This is a genomic window from Pseudomonas sp. C9, from assembly GCF_002000165.1.
GTDB lineage: Bacteria > Pseudomonadota > Gammaproteobacteria > Pseudomonadales > Pseudomonadaceae > Aquipseudomonas.
In genome coordinates this window covers 1,978,734-1,994,710 of the sequence record NZ_MPAK01000001.1, presented here as the reverse complement: position 1 = coordinate 1,994,710, position 15,977 = coordinate 1,978,734, and the positions used below count along the sequence as shown (strand labels likewise).

Below are 15,977 nucleotides of genomic sequence, written 5' to 3'. Positions count from 1 at the left end.
GCCTGCGACAAAGGCCGCAGTTTGAACCTCGCTCCCTGCGCCTGACAACCCTCGGTTGTACGATCTTCAACGCATTGACCGCCAGCTTGAGCATGCGCAGTGACAGGCGCACTCAATCACAGGATAATGCGCCATCTTTTTCGGCGGCCCTGTCCTGTGGGTCGCCTGATACGTTTGCTTGTTTGGCCGCCTTAGCCTGACAACCCTGGAGTGTCTGGTTTGATTGTCTTCCGTTATCTATCCCGCGAAGTCCTGTTGACCTTGAGCGCCGTCAGCGCCGTGCTGCTGGTCATCATCATGAGCGGTCGCTTTATCAAATACCTCGCACAAGCGGCCGCTGGCCTGCTGGATCCCGGCTCTCTGTTCCTGATCATGGGATTCCGTCTGCCAGGCTTCCTGCAGTTGATCCTGCCTCTGGGCCTGTTTCTCGGGATCTTGCTGGCGTACGGTCGCCTGTACCTTGAAAGCGAAATGACGGTGCTGTCGGCTACCGGTATGAGTCAGCAGCGTCTGCTCGCCATGACGCTGTTTCCGGCCACGCTGGTTGCGCTGGTGGTGGCGTGGTTGAGCCTGAGCCTGGCGCCACAAGGTGCCAATCAGTTCCAGTTGCTGCTGAACAAGCAGGACGCGCTGACGGAGTTCGACACCCTCGAGCCGGGTCGCTTCCAGGCCCTGCGTGACGGAACCCGCGTGACCTACACCGAAACGCTGACAGATGACCGCATCAAACTGGGCGGCGTGTTTATTTCGCAAAAAAACACCAACTCTGACCAGAAGGATCGCGGGATTTCCGTGCTGGTGGCTGAAAAAGGCCGTCAGGAAATCCGCCCGGACGGCAACCGCTACCTGATTCTCGACAACGGTTATCGCTACGACGGTAATCCGGGGCAGGCTGACTATCGTGCGATCAAATACGACGAATATGGCGTGCTGCTGCCAAAACCGGACGTCAGCGACGAAGTAACCGACCGTGATGCAATGTCTACCCGTTCATTGATGGGCAGCGACGACACTCGCTTGCGCGCTGAGCTGCAATGGCGGCTGTCCCTGCCGTTGCTGGTTTTCATTGTGACTCTGATGGCGGTGCCGTTGGCGCGAGTCAATCCGCGCCAGGGTCGCTTCCTCAAGTTGCTGCCGGCGATTCTTCTTTATATGGCTTACCTGACCATCCTGATTGCCGCCCGCGGTGCCCTTGATAAGGGCAAGATTCCGGCTGCCCTGGGGTTGTGGTGGGTTCACGGGTTGTTCCTGATCATTGGTCTCGGGTTGCTGTACTGGGAGCCGTTGCGCTTGAAAATGGCGAGTCGCCGCAGCGCGTTGGAGGTGGCTCGTGGTTAAGCTCGATCGCTACATCGGTAGCAGCGTGTTCATGGCCATTCTGGCCGTACTGGGGATCATTCTCGGCCTGGCGACACTGTTCGCCTTCATCGATGAGATGGGGGAAATCAGCGATACCTACACCTTGCTTGATGCTGCCAGTTACGTCTTTCTGACGGCGCCGCGCCGTCTTTACGACATGTTGCCAATGGCCGCGCTGATCGGATGCCTGATTGGTCTGGGCAGCCTGGCCAGCAACAGTGAGCTGACCATCATGCGCGCCGCTGGCGTGTCGATCGGCCGGATCGTCTGGGCGGTCATGAAACCGATGCTGATCCTGATGGCCGTAGGCGTGCTGATCGGAGAATACGTCGCGCCGGCCACCGAAGTGACGGCTCAGGCCAATCGCTCGCTGGCTCAAGGCAGCGGCGATGCGCAAAGCGCCAAGCACGGCCTGTGGCATCGCCAGGGCGAGGAGTTCATTCACGTCAACTCCGTGCAGCCCAACGGCCTGCTGTATGGCGTGACGCGGTATCGCTTTGATAACGAGCGGCACATGCTGTCATCGAGCTTCGCCAAGCGTGCCGAGTTCGACAAGGATCACTGGCAGCTATCCGACGTCACGACCACGGTGTTCCATGAAAAAAGCACCGAAGTGGTGACGACGCCGGTCGAGCGCTGGGAAATCGCCCTGAGCCCGCAGTTGTTGGATACCGTGGTCATGGCGCCAGAGTCGCTGTCGATCTCCGGCCTGTGGGGTTACATCCACTACCTGGCAGACCAGGGCTTGAGCAACGGCCGTTACTGGCTGGCGTTTTGGGTCAAGGTATTGCAGCCGTTGGTCACCGCCGCGCTGGTCCTGATGGCGATCTCATTCATCTTCGGTCCTTTGCGCTCGGTGACCCTCGGTCAGCGAGTATTCACCGGCGTACTGGTGGGGTTCACCTTCCGTATCGTCCAGGATTTGCTGGGGCCTTCGAGCCTGGTGTTCGGTTTCTCGCCGCTGTTTGCGGTGCTGATCCCGGCCGGTGTCTGTGCCCTGGCCGGTGTCTGGCTGTTGCGCCGGGCCGGTTGATTACGGGCCTCTCCTGTCGTTGCCTGTCATGAAGAAACGCCCCTGTCGCAAGACCGGGGCGTTTTTGTACCTGCCGTCTGACCTGTGAACGTGACGCTTGCACCGTGGATCAGGTACAATTCCCGGCTATTTTTCGGCGGGCTATGCCTGCAGCCTTTTTGAGTGTTGATCCGTGAGTGATTTGAGTCATATCCGCAATTTCTCCATCATCGCCCACATTGACCATGGCAAGTCGACGCTGGCCGACCGCTTCATTCAAATGTGCGGTGGCCTTGCCGAGCGCGAAATGGAGGCCCAGGTGCTGGACTCCATGGACCTGGAACGTGAACGCGGGATCACCATCAAGGCCCATAGCGTTACCCTTTATTACACCGCTCGCGATGGCATCAAGTATCAGCTGAACTTCATTGACACCCCCGGCCACGTTGACTTCACCTACGAAGTCAGCCGGTCGCTGGCGGCCTGTGAAGGTGCATTGCTGGTGGTCGATGCCGGTCAGGGCGTTGAAGCGCAGTCGGTTGCCAACTGCTACACGGCGATCGAGCAGGGCCTGGAAGTCATGCCAGTCCTGAACAAGATCGACCTGCCGCAGGCCGATCCGGATCGCGTTAAAGAAGAAATCGAAAAAATCATTGGCATCGACGCTACCGATGCGGTCGAGTGCTCGGCCAAGACCGGTCTGGGCGTCGACGAAGTGCTCGAGCGTCTGGTCGCCACCATTCCTGCGCCGACTGGCAACTACGAAGATCCGCTGCAAGCGTTGATCATCGATTCCTGGTTCGACAACTACCTGGGCGTTGTTTCCCTGGTACGCGTGCGCCACGGGCGTGTGAAGAAGGGCGACAAGATCCTGGTCAAATCCACCGGCAAGATCCACCTGGTGGACAGCGTCGGTGTATTCAACCCGAAACACACCCCTACCGTTGACCTGAAGGCCGGTGAAGTGGGCTTCATCATCGCCAGCATCAAGGACATTCACGGCGCGCCAGTGGGCGACACCCTGACCTTGAGCTCGACGCCGGACGTTGATGTACTACCAGGCTTCAAACGTATCCAGCCGCAGGTTTACGCCGGTCTGTTCCCGGTCAGCTCCGACGACTTCGAAGATTTCCGTGAAGCCCTGCAAAAGCTCACGCTCAACGACTCGTCCCTGCAGTACACCCCGGAAAGTTCTGATGCTCTGGGCTTCGGTTTCCGTTGCGGGTTCCTCGGCATGCTGCACATGGAAATCATCCAGGAGCGCCTGGAGCGCGAGTACAACCTGGACCTGATCACCACGGCGCCGACGGTAATCTTCGAGCTGCTGCTCAAGACCGGCGAGACGATCTACGTCGATAACCCGTCGAAACTCCCGGACCTGTCCTCGATTGAAGACATGCGCGAACCGATCGTGCGGGCCAATATTCTTGTGCCGCAAGAGCACCTGGGCAACGTCATTACCCTGTGCATCGAGAAACGCGGCGTACAGGTCGACATGCTGTTCCTCGGCTCCCAGGTACAAGTGACCTACGACCTGCCGATGAACGAAGTGGTGCTGGACTTCTTCGACCGTCTGAAGTCCACCAGTCGCGGCTATGCTTCGCTGGACTACCATTTCGATCGTTATCAATCGGCCAGCCTGGTGAAACTGGATGTGCTGATCAACGGTGACAAGGTCGACGCCCTGGCGCTGATCGTGCACCGTGACAACTCGCACTACAAAGGTCGCCAGTTGACCGAGAAGATGAAGGAACTGATTCCTCGGCAGATGTTCGACGTGGCAATCCAGGCCGCCATTGGCGGGCAGATTGTGGCGCGGACAACCGTCAAGGCGCTGAGAAAGAACGTATTGGCCAAATGCTACGGTGGTGACGTCAGCCGTAAGAAAAAGCTGCTGGAAAAGCAAAAGGCCGGTAAAAAACGCATGAAGCAAGTCGGCAACGTGGAAATTCCACAAGAAGCCTTCCTTGCAGTGCTCAGGTTGGATAGTTAGGTCCTATGTCACTAAATTTCCCGCTGTTGCTGGTCATCGCCGTGTTCGTCTGCGGCTTGTTGGCGTTGCTTGATCTGGTTTTGCTGGCCCCGCGTCGGCGTGCCGCCATTGCCTCCTATCAGGGTAGCGTCAGCCAGCCTGATGTGCAGGTGGTCGAGAAACTGAACAAAGAGCCGATGCTGGTCGAATACGGCAAGTCGTTCTTCCCGGTGTTGTTCATCGTGCTGGTCCTGCGTTCGTTCCTGGTGGAGCCGTTCCAGATTCCTTCCGGCTCGATGAAACCGACCCTGGACGTTGGCGACTTCATTCTGGTGAACAAGTTTTCTTACGGGATCCGCCTGCCGGTGATCGACAAGAAAGTCATCGAAGTCGGTGATCCACAGCGCGGCGATGTGATGGTGTTCCGTTACCCGAGCGATCCGAACGTCAACTACATCAAGCGTGTAGTGGGCCTGCCGGGTGACAAGATTCGCTACACTGCTGACAAGCGTCTGTTCGTCAACGGCGAATCGATTGCCGAACAAATGGTCGGCTCCGAGCCGGGAACGCTGGGTAGCGCTGAGCTCTATAAGGAAAAACTCGGCGTTGCCGAGCACCTGATCCGCAAGGAAATGAGCCGCTATCGCGCAACACCGGACCATTCGTGGACCGTGCCTGCCGGGCACTACTTCATGATGGGTGACAACCGCGACAACTCCAATGACAGTCGCTATTGGGATGATCCAACTATTCCCAAGGATCTGCTGGGCATGGTTCCCGACAAGAATATCGTCGGCAAGGCCTTCGCAGTCTGGATGAGCTGGCCGGAACCTAAACTCAGTCACCTGCCGAATTTTTCGCGGGTTGGCCTGATCAAGTAATCACACACGGCGCTGTTGAACACAGCGCCGAATGCATTTTTGGAACCGATAGATTTCGGGGCCGGAAGCATGAAGCCAATGATATTCAGGACGTTATTTTTGAACACAGCGTTAATTGTCCCAGGCCTGCGTCGACTCTCGGCGATGGCGGTGGAATCCAACCACGAACTCAGCGTGGGTAAACCGTGAGCGTCTCCTTAAGCCGTCTAGAGCGTCAGCTCGGCTACACCTTCAAGGATCAGGAACTGATGGTCCTGGCCCTGACTCACCGCAGCTTTGCCGGGCGCAACAACGAACGCCTGGAATTCCTCGGTGATGCCATCCTCAACTTCGTCGCAGGCGAGGCGCTGTTCGATCGCTTCCCGCTGGCCCGCGAAGGCCAGCTGTCGCGTTTGCGCGCACGCTTGGTGAAAGGTGAGACCCTGGCCGTACTGGCCCGTGGTTTTGATCTGGGTGAATACCTGCGCCTGGGTTCCGGTGAGTTGAAAAGTGGCGGTTTCCGTCGCGAGTCGATTCTGGCCGATGCCCTGGAAGCGCTGATTGGTGCGATCTACCTGGACGCCGGCATGGACGTGGCGCGTGAGCGCGTACTGGCCTGGCTGGCCGGGGAGTTCGAGGGCTTGACGCTGGTCGACACCAACAAAGATCCAAAGACCCGCCTGCAGGAATTCCTGCAATCGCGTGGCTGTGAGCTGCCGCGTTACGAAGTGGTGGATATCCAGGGTGAACCGCATTGCCGGACGTTCTTCGTCGAATGCGAAATCACCTTACTGAACGAAAAAAGCCGAGGTCAGGGTGTGAGTCGTCGTATTGCCGAACAGGTAGCGGCCGCCGCAGCACTGATTGCCCTGGGTGTGGAGAATGGCAATGACTGATACAACCGCAACTCGCTGTGGCTATGTTGCCATCGTCGGCCGTCCCAACGTGGGCAAGTCCACGCTGCTGAACCACATCCTGGGTCAGAAGCTGGCAATCACCTCGCGCAAGCCGCAAACCACCCGTCACAACATGCTGGGGATCAAGACCGAAGGTGCCGTGCAGGCGATCTACGTCGATACCCCGGGCATGCACAAGGGCGGCGAAAAGGCGCTGAACCGCTACATGAACAAGACCGCTTCGGCGGCGTTGAAAGACGTCGACGTGGTGATCTTCGTGGTTGACCGCACCAAGTGGACCGACGAAGACCAGATGGTCCTCGAGCGCGTCCAATACGTGACCGGCCCGCTGATCGTGGCGCTGAACAAGACCGACCGTATCGAAGACAAGTCCGAGTTGATGCCGCACCTGACCTGGTTGCAGGAACAGCTGCCGAACGCGCAGATCATGCCGATCTCGGCCCAGCACGGGCACAACCTTGAAACGCTGGAGCGCGTGATCGCCGAGCATCTGCCGGAAAACGATCACTTCTTCCCGGAGGACCAGATCACTGACCGCAGCAGCCGTTTCCTCGCCGCAGAACTGGTGCGCGAGAAGATCATGCGCCAGATGGGTGCCGAGCTGCCGTACCAGATCACCGTCGAAATCGAAGAGTTCAAGCAGCAGGGCAAGACCCTGCACATTCATGCCTTGATCCTCGTTGAGCGTGACGGCCAGAAGAAAATCATCATTGGTGACAAGGGCGAGCGCATCAAGCGCATCGGCACCGAGGCGCGCAAGGACATGGAACTGTTGTTCGACTCCAAGATCATGCTCAACCTCTGGGTCAAAGTGAAAGGCGGCTGGTCCGATGACGAGCGCGCGTTGCGTTCGTTGGGTTACGGCGACCTGTAACGTCTCGGTTGCTGAGACACCGTAGAACCTTGTGGGAGCGGGCTTGCCCGCGATGAGGATGTAATGTTCGGCAGAGATGTTGAATGTGAGTCCGCCATCGCGGGCAAGCCCGCTCCCACATTGGTTTTGGTTGTTTGTAAAATTGCGCTCGCTCACAGAGAACCCTGACGTCCATGTCACACCCTCCCATCGGCCAACTCGCCTACGTTCTCCACTCCCGCGCCTACCGCGAAAGCAGTGCGTTGGTGGATTTCCTCACGCCGCAAGGTCGGCTGCGGGCGGTGTTGCGCAGTGCGCGGGGCAAGGCCGGGACGTTGGCGCGGCCATTCGTGCCGCTGGAGGTCGAGTTCCGTGGGAGGGGGGAGTTGAAGAATGTCGGTCGCATGGAAAGCGCCGGTGTATCGACCTGGCTCAATGGCGAGGCGCTGTTCAGTGGCCTCTATCTCAATGAGCTATTGATTCGTCTGCTGCCCGCCGAAGACCCTCATCCCGCTGTGTTCGATCACTATGCTGCGACGTTGCTGGCGTTAGCGGAGGGTCGTCCGCTGGAGCCGTTGTTGCGCTCCTTCGAATGGCGCTTGCTGGACGATCTCGGTTACGGTTTTGCACTGACCACTGACCTCCATGGCGAGCCTATTGCCCCGGACGGGCTCTACCGTCTGCAGGTGGACGCGGGCCTGGAACGGGTCTACCTGCTGCAACCCGGTCTGTTCAATGGCACCGAACTGCTGGCCATGGCCGACGCCGACTGGTCCGCCCCCGGCGCACTGTCAGCGGCCAAGCGTTTGATGCGTCAGGCGCTTGCTGTCCATCTGGGCGGTCGTCCGCTGGTCAGTCGCGAGTTGTTTCGCAAGCCGTAGTCTCCCCGTATGCTGTGCACCGAATTTCCCTTCTTCAGGAGCGCTTCCGTGACCACCAGCAATCGCATTCTTCTTGGCGTGAACATCGACCATGTTGCCACCCTGCGTCAGGCTCGGGGTACTCGCTATCCGGACCCGGTCAAGGCAGCGCTGGATGCGGAGGAGGCGGGCGCTGACGGTATCACCGTGCATTTGCGCGAAGACCGTCGGCACATCCAGGAGCGCGACGTTCTGGTGCTCAAGGACGTTCTGCAAACCCGCATGAACTTCGAAATGGGCGTCACCGAAGAAATGATGGTGTTCGCCGAGCGCATCCGTCCGGCGCACATTTGCCTGGTCCCGGAAACTCGTCAGGAACTGACCACCGAAGGTGGCCTCGACGTAGCAGGGCAGGAAGCGCGAATTAAAGCGGCCGTCGATCGCCTGTCCAAGATTGGCTGTGAGGTGTCGCTGTTCATCGACGCTGATGAGCGGCAGATCGAAGCTTCACGCCGCGTCGGTGCCCCCGCCATCGAACTGCACACCGGTCGTTACGCCGATGCCGAGACGCCGACGGATGTGGCTGAGGAACTCAAGCGTGTGGCTGACGGTGTCGCGTTTGGCCTGGCTCAGGGTTTGATCGTCAACGCCGGGCACGGTCTGCACTACCACAACGTGGAAGCGGTGGCGGCAATCAAAGGCATCAATGAGCTGAACATCGGCCACGCGCTCGTGGCGCATGCGTTGTTCGTCGGCTTCAAGTCGGCGGTGTCGGAGATGAAAGCGTTGATCCTGGCCGCCGCAAAAGCTTAAAGAGCAAACACAAAACCCTGTGGGAGCGGGCTTGCCCGCGATGGCGTCGTGTCAGTCAATAGAATCGTTAACTGACACTCTGCTATCGCGGGCAAGCCCGCTCCCACATTGTATTTTGGTGATAGTTAAAGCGGCGCAGGCTCTTGAGCAGGCTTGGTCTTGTCGATCCCAGGCACAAGCAGTTTGCCCTCAGCCACTTGGTCACCTTCAAGCTGAGGCTGCGTGACCCAAGTCAGGATGTCGTAGTAACGACGGATGTTCGCCACGAAATGCACCGGCTCGCCGCCACGGGCGTAGCCGTAACGGGTTTTGCTGTACCACTTCTTCTCTGACAGGCGTGGCAGGATTTTCTTCACGTCCAGCCACTTGTCCGGGTTCAGCCCTTCCTTCGCCGCCAGTTTGCGCGCGTCATCCAGGTGACCGCTGCCAACGTTATAGGCCGCGAGGGCAAACCATGTGCGGTCCGGTTCCTGAATCGACTCGTCCAGTTGATCCTTCATGTAGGCCAGGTACTTGGCGCCGCCCATAATGCTTTGCTTGGGGTCCAGGCGGTTGGACACGCCCATGGCTTGCGCGGTGTTCTGGGTCAGCATCATCAGGCCGCGCACGCCGGTCTTGGACGTGACGGCCGGTTGCCACAAAGATTCCTGATAGCCGATCGCTGCCAGCAGGCGCCAGTCGACTTTTTCTTTCTTGGCGTATGCCTTGAAGTGCTGCTCGTACTTGGGCAACCGCTGTTGCAGGTGTTGGGCGAACGTAGTGGCGCCCATGTAGCCGAGTACATCGACATGCCCGTAGTAGCGGTCTTTCAGGCGTTGCAGGGTGCCGTTTTTCTGCACCTTGTCGAGGTAGGCGTTGATCTCGTTGAGCAGGCTGTTGTCTTCGCCGGCGGCCACCGCCCAGCTCTGGTTGCTGGCGTCGCCGAGGTCGAAGGCGACGCGAATGTTGGTGAAGTACACCTGGTTCATCGCCACTTCATTGGAGTCGACCAGCGTCAGGTCGATTTGACCTTCATCGACCATGCGCAACAGGTCGACCACTTCAACCGCGTCGGACTCTTCGTATTCTATGCCGGGATATTTCTGTTTAAGCGCAGCCAACTGCTCGGCGTGGGTGCTGCCCTTGAGCACCATGATCTTCTTGCCGACCAGATCACCCGCATCAGTTGGCCGTGACTGACCGTTGCGGTAGATGACCTGTGGGGTGACTTCCAGGTAAGAGTGGGAAAACCTGACCTGCTTTTTGCGTGCCTCGCTGCTGACCAGGCCGGCAGCCGCCAACACCGGGCCGTTAGGCGTGCCCACCTGATTGAACAGGTCGTCGAGGTTGTCGGCGGTCTCGATCTTGAGCTCCACCCCCAGATCGTCGGCGAAGCGCTTCACCAGCTCGTATTCGAAGCCGGTTTCACCGTTGCGATCCTGGAAGTAGGTGGCGGGACTGTTTCGGGTAACCACCCGCAGCACGCCATCCTCCTTTACGCGCTCCAGCGTGTTGGGTTTATCAACACATCCACTGAGCACCAGGAAGAGTCCGGTTGCGATCAGCCATTTGGCGTACCGCGGACGCAAAGCCATTGGGGAAAACATCTGCGCAGTATACGCAAAGGACCACGGCCGCCATATCTCGACAGCGAAGGGCTTGTCTGCTAGGCAATTGAAAACGGCTCCAGAGCCCGCAGGAATGGGTCCGCAGCGCATTTTGTGACAGAAAAAATAACCCTTTTTAAGCGCCATTTGCAGACCCGGATCTACGGTCCGACACCCGGGTGCAGCCACCCGTACCGTTTCGGGTGATGTCGCGGGCGGTTTAGGCTAGAATGCACGGCCTCAAAGCACACCCCTTCCCGAGGCTGTCCCGAAGATGTTGATCCTGCGCGGCGCTCCTGCCCTTTCTGCCTTTCGCCACAGCAAACTCCTTGAGCAACTGAGCCAGAAGGTCCCGGCTGTCAGCGGCTTGTATGCTGAATTCGCTCACTTCGCCGAAGTTACCGGCGTCCTGACCGGCGACGAACAGCAGGTGCTCGCGCGCCTTCTGAAGTACGGCCCAAGTGTTCCGGTACAAGAGCCGACCGGTCGTCTGTTCCTGGTGTTGCCGCGTTTCGGCACCATCTCGCCGTGGTCCAGTAAAGCCAGCGATATCGCTCGCAACTGCGGCCTGAGCAAGATCCAGCGCCTGGAACGCGGCATCGCGTTCTATGTAGCCGGTCAGTTCAGCGATGCCGAAGCACAGCTGATCTCCGACACCTTGCACGACCGCATGACGCAAATCGTTCTGGCCAACCTCGAACAGGCCGCCGGCCTGTTCAGCCACGCCGAACCGAAGCCGCTGACCGCGATCGACGTGCTGGGTGGCGGCCGCGCCGCGCTGGAAAAAGCCAACACCGAGCTGGGCCTGGCCTTGGCCGAAGACGAAATCGACTACTTGGTCAACGCCTTCGTCGGCTTGAAGCGCAACCCGCACGACATCGAACTGATGATGTTCGCCCAGGCGAACTCCGAGCACTGCCGCCACAAGATCTTCAACGCCAGTTGGGATATCGACGGCCAGAGCCAGGAAAAAAGCCTGTTCGGCATGATCAAGAACACCTACGTGATGCACAGCGAAGGCGTTCTGTCGGCTTATAAGGACAACGCCTCGGTCATCGTCGGCAACGTCGCCGGCCGTTTCTTCCCGGACCCTGAAACCCGCCAGTACGGCGCGGTGCAGGAACCGGTGCACATCCTGATGAAAGTCGAAACCCACAACCACCCGACTGCGATTGCCCCGTTCCCGGGCGCATCCACCGGCAGTGGCGGTGAGATTCGTGACGAAGGCGCGACCGGTCGTGGCGCCAAGCCGAAGGCTGGCCTGACCGGTTTCACCGTATCCAACCTGCAAATCCCGGGCTTCGAACAGCCGTGGGAAGTGCCGTACGGCAAGCCTGAGCGCATCGTCACCGCGCTGGACATTATGATCGAAGGCCCACTGGGTGGCGCCGCGTTCAACAACGAATTCGGTCGTCCGGCCCTGACCGGTTACTTCCGTACCTTCGAACAGTCGATCACCACCCCGCGTGGCGACGAAGTTCGTGGTTACCACAAGCCGATCATGCTGGCCGGCGGCATGGGTAACATCCGTGCCGAACACGTGCAGAAAGGCGAAATCATCGTTGGCTCCAAGCTGATCGTGCTGGGTGGCCCGGCAATGCTGATCGGCCTGGGCGGCGGCGCTGCTTCCTCCATGGCCACGGGCACCAGCTCGGCTGACCTGGACTTCGCTTCCGTACAGCGCGAAAACCCTGAGATGGAGCGCCGTTGCCAGGAAGTGATCGACCGTTGCTGGCAGTTGGGTGACAAGAACCCGATCAGCTTCATCCACGACGTGGGCGCAGGCGGTCTGTCCAACGCCTTCCCGGAACTGGTCAACGACGGCGACCGTGGTGGCCGTTTCGAATTGCGCAACATTCCAAACGACGAGCCGGGCATGGCCCCGCACGAAATCTGGAGTAACGAATCCCAGGAGCGCTACGTTCTGGCAGTCGGCCCGGCTGACTTCGAGCGTTTCAAAGCGATCTGCGAACGCGAGCGTTGCCCGTTCGCCGTCGTCGGCGAAGCCACTGCCGAACCGCAACTGACTGTCACGGATAGCCACTTCGGCAACAGCCCGGTGGACATGCCACTGGAAGTGTTGCTGGGCAAAGCGCCGCGCATGCACCGCTCGGCCGTTCGCGAAAGCGAACTGGGCGATGACTTCGATCCGTCGACGCTGGCGATTGCCGACTGCGTCGAGCGCGTTCTGCATCACCCGGCCGTGGCGAGCAAAAGCTTCCTGATCACCATCGGCGACCGCACCATCACCGGCCTTGTGGCCCGTGACCAGATGGTTGGCCCGTGGCAGGTTCCGGTGGCTGACGTTGCCGTCACCGCCACCAGCTTCGACGTTTACACCGGTGAAGCCATGGCGATGGGCGAGCGTACTCCGCTGGCATTGCTGAACGCTCCGGCGTCGGGCCGCATGGCCATTGGCGAAACCCTGACCAACATCGCGGCTTCGCGCATCAACAAGATTTCCGACATCAAACTGTCGGCCAACTGGATGTCCGCTGCCGGTCACCCGGGCGAAGACGCGCGTCTGTACGACACCGTGAAAGCGGTCGGCATGGAACTGTGCCCTGAGCTGGGCATCACCATTCCGGTGGGCAAGGACTCCATGTCCATGGCCACACGCTGGAGCGATGAAGGCGTCGACAAGACCGTGACCTCGCCAATGTCCCTGATCGTGACCGGTTTCGCGCCTGTGGCTGACATCCGTCAGACCCTGACGCCGGAACTGCGCATGAACAAGGGCACCACTGACCTGATCCTGATCGATCTGGGCCGTGGCCAGAACCGCATGGGCGCCTCGATCCTGGCTCAGGTTCACGGCAAGCTCGGTTCGCAAGCGCCGGACGTGGACGATGCCGAAGACCTCAAGGCCTTCTTCGCCGTGATCCAGGGCCTCAACGCCGACGGTCACCTGCTGGCTTACCACGACCGTTCCGACGGTGGTCTGCTGACCAGCGTGGTGGAAATGGCCTTCGCCGGCCACTGCGGCCTGAGCCTGAACCTCGACGGCCTGGCGGAAACTTCCGCCGACATCGCGGCGATCCTGTTCAACGAAGAGCTGGGCGCTGTGATTCAGGTTCGTCAGGACTCGACCCCGGACATCCTTGCGCAGTTCAGCGCGGCTGGCTTGGGCGACTGCGTGTCGGTGATCGGTCAGCCGATGAACAACGGCCAGATCAGCATCACCTTCAACGGCGACACCGTGTTCGAAGGTCAGCGTCGTCTGCTGCAACGTCAGTGGGCCGAAACCAGCTACCAGATCCAGCGTCTGCGTGATAACGCCGACTGCGCCGAGCAAGAGTTCGACGTGCTGCTGGAAGAAGAAAACCCGGGCCTGAGCGTCAAGCTCAGCTTCGACGTCAACCAGGACGTCGCCGCGCCTTACATCAAGAAAGGCATCCGCCCACAGGTTGCCGTGCTGCGTGAGCAGGGCGTCAACGGTCAGGTGGAAATGGCGGCCGCGTTCGACCGCGCAGGTTTCAACGCGATCGACGTGCACATGAGCGACATTCTGGCCGGCCGTGTCGACCTGAACGAGTTCAAAGGTCTGGTGGCGTGCGGTGGTTTCTCCTACGGCGACGTACTCGGCGCCGGCGAAGGCTGGGCCAAGTCCGCACTGTTCAACAGCCGTGCTCGCGATGCGTTCCAGGGTTTCTTCGAACGTACCGACAGCTTCACCCTCGGCGTGTGCAACGGTTGCCAGATGATGTCCAACCTGCACGAACTGATCCCGGGCAGCGAGTTCTGGCCGCACTTCGTGCGTAACCGCTCCGAGCAGTTCGAAGCACGCGTGGCCATGGTTCAGGTCCAGGAGTCGAACTCGATCTTCCTGCAAGGCATGGCCGGTTCGCGCATGCCGATCGCCATCGCTCACGGCGAAGGCCATGCCGAGTTCGCCAGCGAAGAAGCACTGCTGGAAGCCGATCTGTCGGGTTGCGTGGCGATGCGTTTCGTCGACAACCACGGCAAGGTCACCGAAAAATACCCGGCCAACCCGAACGGCTCGCCGCGCGGGATCACCGGTTTGACCAGCCGCGACGGTCGCGTAACGATCATGATGCCGCACCCGGAACGTGTGTTCCGCGCCGTGCAGAACTCGTGGCGTTCGGAAGACTGGAACGAAGACGCACCTTGGATGCGTATGTTCCGTAACGCTCGGGTCTGGGTAAACTAAAAGCGGGTTAACTGACAGCTGTGTACAAACTCAGTTTTTTTGTTCCAGCCAGTCACGTCGAAGACGTGAAGAGTGCCGTATTCGCCGCCGGTGGCGGACGGATCGGCGCTTACGACCATTGCGCCTGGCAAGTGCTCGGCCTCGGCCAGTTTCGCCCGTTGGATGGTAGTCAGCCGTTCATTGGCGAAGCGGGGCAGGTCGAGCAGGTTGAGGAATGGAAGGTTGAGCTGGTGGTCAGCGATGAGTTGATTCGGGCGGTGGTGTTGGCGCTGAAAGAGAGCCATCCCTACGAGACGCCGGCTTATGAGGTGTGGCGGCTGGAGGATTTCTGATCCTTCAAGCGCTTAAACGAAAAACCCGCTGAAAGCGATTTCAGCGGGTTTTTTATTGTCTGCGAATTGATGGATGCAGCGCTTCTACTGAGGGTACGGATTACGGGCGGATTTCGATCATCGTGCCGTCCGGCACCAGGTTCCAGACTTCACGCATGTCCATGTTGCGCATGGCAATGCAGCCGTCGGTCCAGTCCAGGGTGTGGAACAGGTCTTCAGGGGTGTCTTCAGTGTCTGGAGTTCCGTGGATCATGATCATGCCACCCGGTGCGACGCCTTCGCGTCGAGCGCGCGCAGAGTCGCTGATGTTCGGGTAGGAGATGTGCATCGCCAGGTTGAAATTGTCGCTGGTCTTGCGCCAATCCACCCAGTAGAAGCCTTCCGGGGTGCGTTTGTCGCCCTCCATCAGCTTCGGTCCCTTGGGGCGTTTACCCAGGGAAATGCGATAGGTCTTGAGCGGCTGGCCGTCATTGATCAATTGCAATTGGTGGGTGGACTTGATGACCAGAATTTTATCGATGGCTTTGCCGTTCAGGGTTCCCGCGGCAGAAGCCTGGGATACCGTGACGAACGACAAGCAAAACAGGGCAAGCAACCAGCGCATTGAAACGATATCCCTAGGAGGTGTCGGCTATTTTTAGTTATAGGTGTTTTTTAAGTATTGGCAGGCTGAGCGAGCGGCGGGATCGACTCGGAACGCACGGGGTAGACCTCGGTCCGTCGGTCAGCGAAGAAGCATTCTAGGGTACGGCCCACTGTGCGGAAAGCCAGCTCGGACCAAGGGATGTCGGCTTCATCGAAAAGCTGCACCTCCAGGCTCTCCGGACCGGCAGAAAAGTCCAGGTCCGCCAGCTCTGCGCGAAAGAATACATGCACCTGGCTGATGTGGGGTACGTCGATCAGCGTATAGATCTTCAGGTTGCGCACCCGCGCACAGGCTTCTTCGGCGGTTTCGCGAATAGCCGCCTGCTCGATGGTTTCACCGTTTTCCATGAAGCCGGCTGGAAGGGTCCAGTAACCGAGTCGTGGCTCGATGGCACGTCGACACAGCAACACTTTCGAGCCCCAGGTCGCGACACAGCCAGCGACGATATTGGGGTTCTGGTAGTGAATCGCCTGACAGCTGTCGCAGACAAATCGCAGGCGCGAATCGCCTTCGGGAATGCGCTGGGTCACCGGGTTGCCGCACTGACTGCAAAATTTCATGCTTGGGTTCCTGAATGCTGCGCCTATCTTGGCGTG

General features: G+C 59.5%; 13 protein-coding genes. 10 read left to right on the top strand and 3 right to left on the bottom strand.

Translation table 11 applies throughout. The features are described 5' to 3' along the window. Positions 1-219 precede the first annotated feature (219 nt). From lptF to pdxJ, 8 genes are all read left to right on the top strand, one after another. Positions 220-1,338, top strand: a complete 1,119-nt coding sequence (gene lptF, locus BMS17_RS09450) for an LPS export ABC transporter permease LptF (RefSeq protein ID WP_046028995.1) — start codon at positions 220-222, stop codon at positions 1,336-1,338. After that, entirely contained in the window at positions 1,331-2,392 is a 1,062-nt protein-coding gene (lptG, locus tag BMS17_RS09445; RefSeq protein ID WP_046028996.1) for an LPS export ABC transporter permease LptG, read from the top strand. The genes lptF and lptG overlap by 8 nt, the downstream gene beginning before the upstream one ends. A gap of 172 nt (positions 2,393-2,564) precedes the next feature. Further along, positions 2,565-4,364, top strand: coding sequence for a translation elongation factor 4 (gene lepA, locus BMS17_RS09440; RefSeq protein ID WP_046028997.1), 1,800 nt, complete (start codon positions 2,565-2,567; stop codon positions 4,362-4,364). A gap of 5 nt (positions 4,365-4,369) precedes the next feature. Continuing rightward, a complete protein-coding gene (lepB, locus tag BMS17_RS09435) occupies positions 4,370-5,224 on the top strand; it encodes a signal peptidase I (protein WP_046028998.1) in 855 nt (284 codons plus the stop codon). 185 nt (positions 5,225-5,409) lie between these two features. Then, on the top strand, positions 5,410-6,099 hold the full coding sequence (rnc, locus tag BMS17_RS09430) for a ribonuclease III (RefSeq protein WP_017340629.1): 690 nt from the start codon (positions 5,410-5,412) through the stop codon (positions 6,097-6,099). Next, positions 6,092-6,994 (top strand): GTPase Era, encoded by a 903-nt coding sequence (gene era, locus BMS17_RS09425; RefSeq protein ID WP_046028999.1) that lies wholly within the window; start codon positions 6,092-6,094, stop codon positions 6,992-6,994. The genes rnc and era overlap by 8 nt, the downstream gene beginning before the upstream one ends. A 173-nt stretch (positions 6,995-7,167) precedes the next feature. Further along, positions 7,168-7,854 carry a DNA repair protein RecO gene (gene recO / locus BMS17_RS09420; protein ID WP_077430823.1) on the top strand — a complete coding sequence of 229 codons (687 nt, stop codon included), beginning with the start codon at positions 7,168-7,170 and terminating at the stop codon, positions 7,852-7,854. Positions 7,855-7,902: 48 nt separating this feature from the next. Further along, positions 7,903-8,646 (top strand): pyridoxine 5'-phosphate synthase, encoded by a 744-nt coding sequence (gene pdxJ, locus BMS17_RS09415; RefSeq protein ID WP_046029001.1) that lies wholly within the window; start codon positions 7,903-7,905, stop codon positions 8,644-8,646. A gap of 125 nt (positions 8,647-8,771) precedes the next feature. Here pdxJ and mltF read toward each other — a convergent pair whose 3' ends face one another. Next, a complete protein-coding gene (mltF, locus tag BMS17_RS09410) occupies positions 8,772-10,232 on the bottom strand; it encodes a membrane-bound lytic murein transglycosylase MltF (RefSeq protein WP_077430822.1) in 1,461 nt (486 codons plus the stop codon). Positions 10,233-10,506: 274 nt separating this feature from the next. Here mltF and purL point away from each other — a divergent pair, with 274 nt between their 5' ends. Continuing rightward, complete coding sequence (gene purL, locus BMS17_RS09405; RefSeq protein ID WP_077430821.1) at positions 10,507-14,403, top strand: phosphoribosylformylglycinamidine synthase; 3,897 nt, start codon at positions 10,507-10,509, stop codon at positions 14,401-14,403. 20 nt (positions 14,404-14,423) lie between these two features. Beyond that, positions 14,424-14,735 (top strand): YqfO family protein, encoded by a 312-nt coding sequence (locus BMS17_RS09400; protein WP_046029005.1) that lies wholly within the window; start codon positions 14,424-14,426, stop codon positions 14,733-14,735. Positions 14,736-14,835: 100 nt separating this feature from the next. Here BMS17_RS09400 and BMS17_RS09395 read toward each other — a convergent pair whose 3' ends face one another. Both BMS17_RS09395 and BMS17_RS09390 read right to left on the bottom strand, forming a co-directional pair. Then, a complete protein-coding gene (locus BMS17_RS09395) occupies positions 14,836-15,339 on the bottom strand; it encodes a murein L,D-transpeptidase family protein (protein ID WP_046029007.1) in 504 nt (167 codons plus the stop codon). A 50-nt stretch (positions 15,340-15,389) separates the two neighbouring features. Beyond that, positions 15,390-15,941 (bottom strand): NUDIX hydrolase, encoded by a 552-nt coding sequence (locus tag BMS17_RS09390; RefSeq protein ID WP_046029009.1) that lies wholly within the window; start codon positions 15,939-15,941, stop codon positions 15,390-15,392. Positions 15,942-15,977 lie beyond the last annotated feature (36 nt).

What these genes read in the sequence shown, in the direction of transcription:
- BMS17_RS09395 (WP_046029007.1), bottom strand. Translation starts at nt 15,339, where the DNA reads ATGCGCTGGTTGCTTGCCCTGTTTTGCTTGTCGTTCGTCACGGTATCC.
- era (WP_046028999.1), top strand. Translation starts at nt 6,092, where the DNA reads ATGACTGATACAACCGCAACTCGCTGTGGCTATGTTGCCATCGTCGGC.
- purL (WP_077430821.1), top strand. Translation starts at nt 10,507, where the DNA reads ATGTTGATCCTGCGCGGCGCTCCTGCCCTTTCTGCCTTTCGCCACAGC.
- recO (WP_077430823.1), top strand. Translation starts at nt 7,168, where the DNA reads ATGTCACACCCTCCCATCGGCCAACTCGCCTACGTTCTCCACTCCCGC.
- lepB (WP_046028998.1), top strand. Translation starts at nt 4,370, where the DNA reads ATGTCACTAAATTTCCCGCTGTTGCTGGTCATCGCCGTGTTCGTCTGC.
- mltF (WP_077430822.1), bottom strand. Translation starts at nt 10,232, where the DNA reads ATGTTTTCCCCAATGGCTTTGCGTCCGCGGTACGCCAAATGGCTGATC.
- BMS17_RS09390 (WP_046029009.1), bottom strand. Translation starts at nt 15,941, where the DNA reads ATGAAATTTTGCAGTCAGTGCGGCAACCCGGTGACCCAGCGCATTCCC.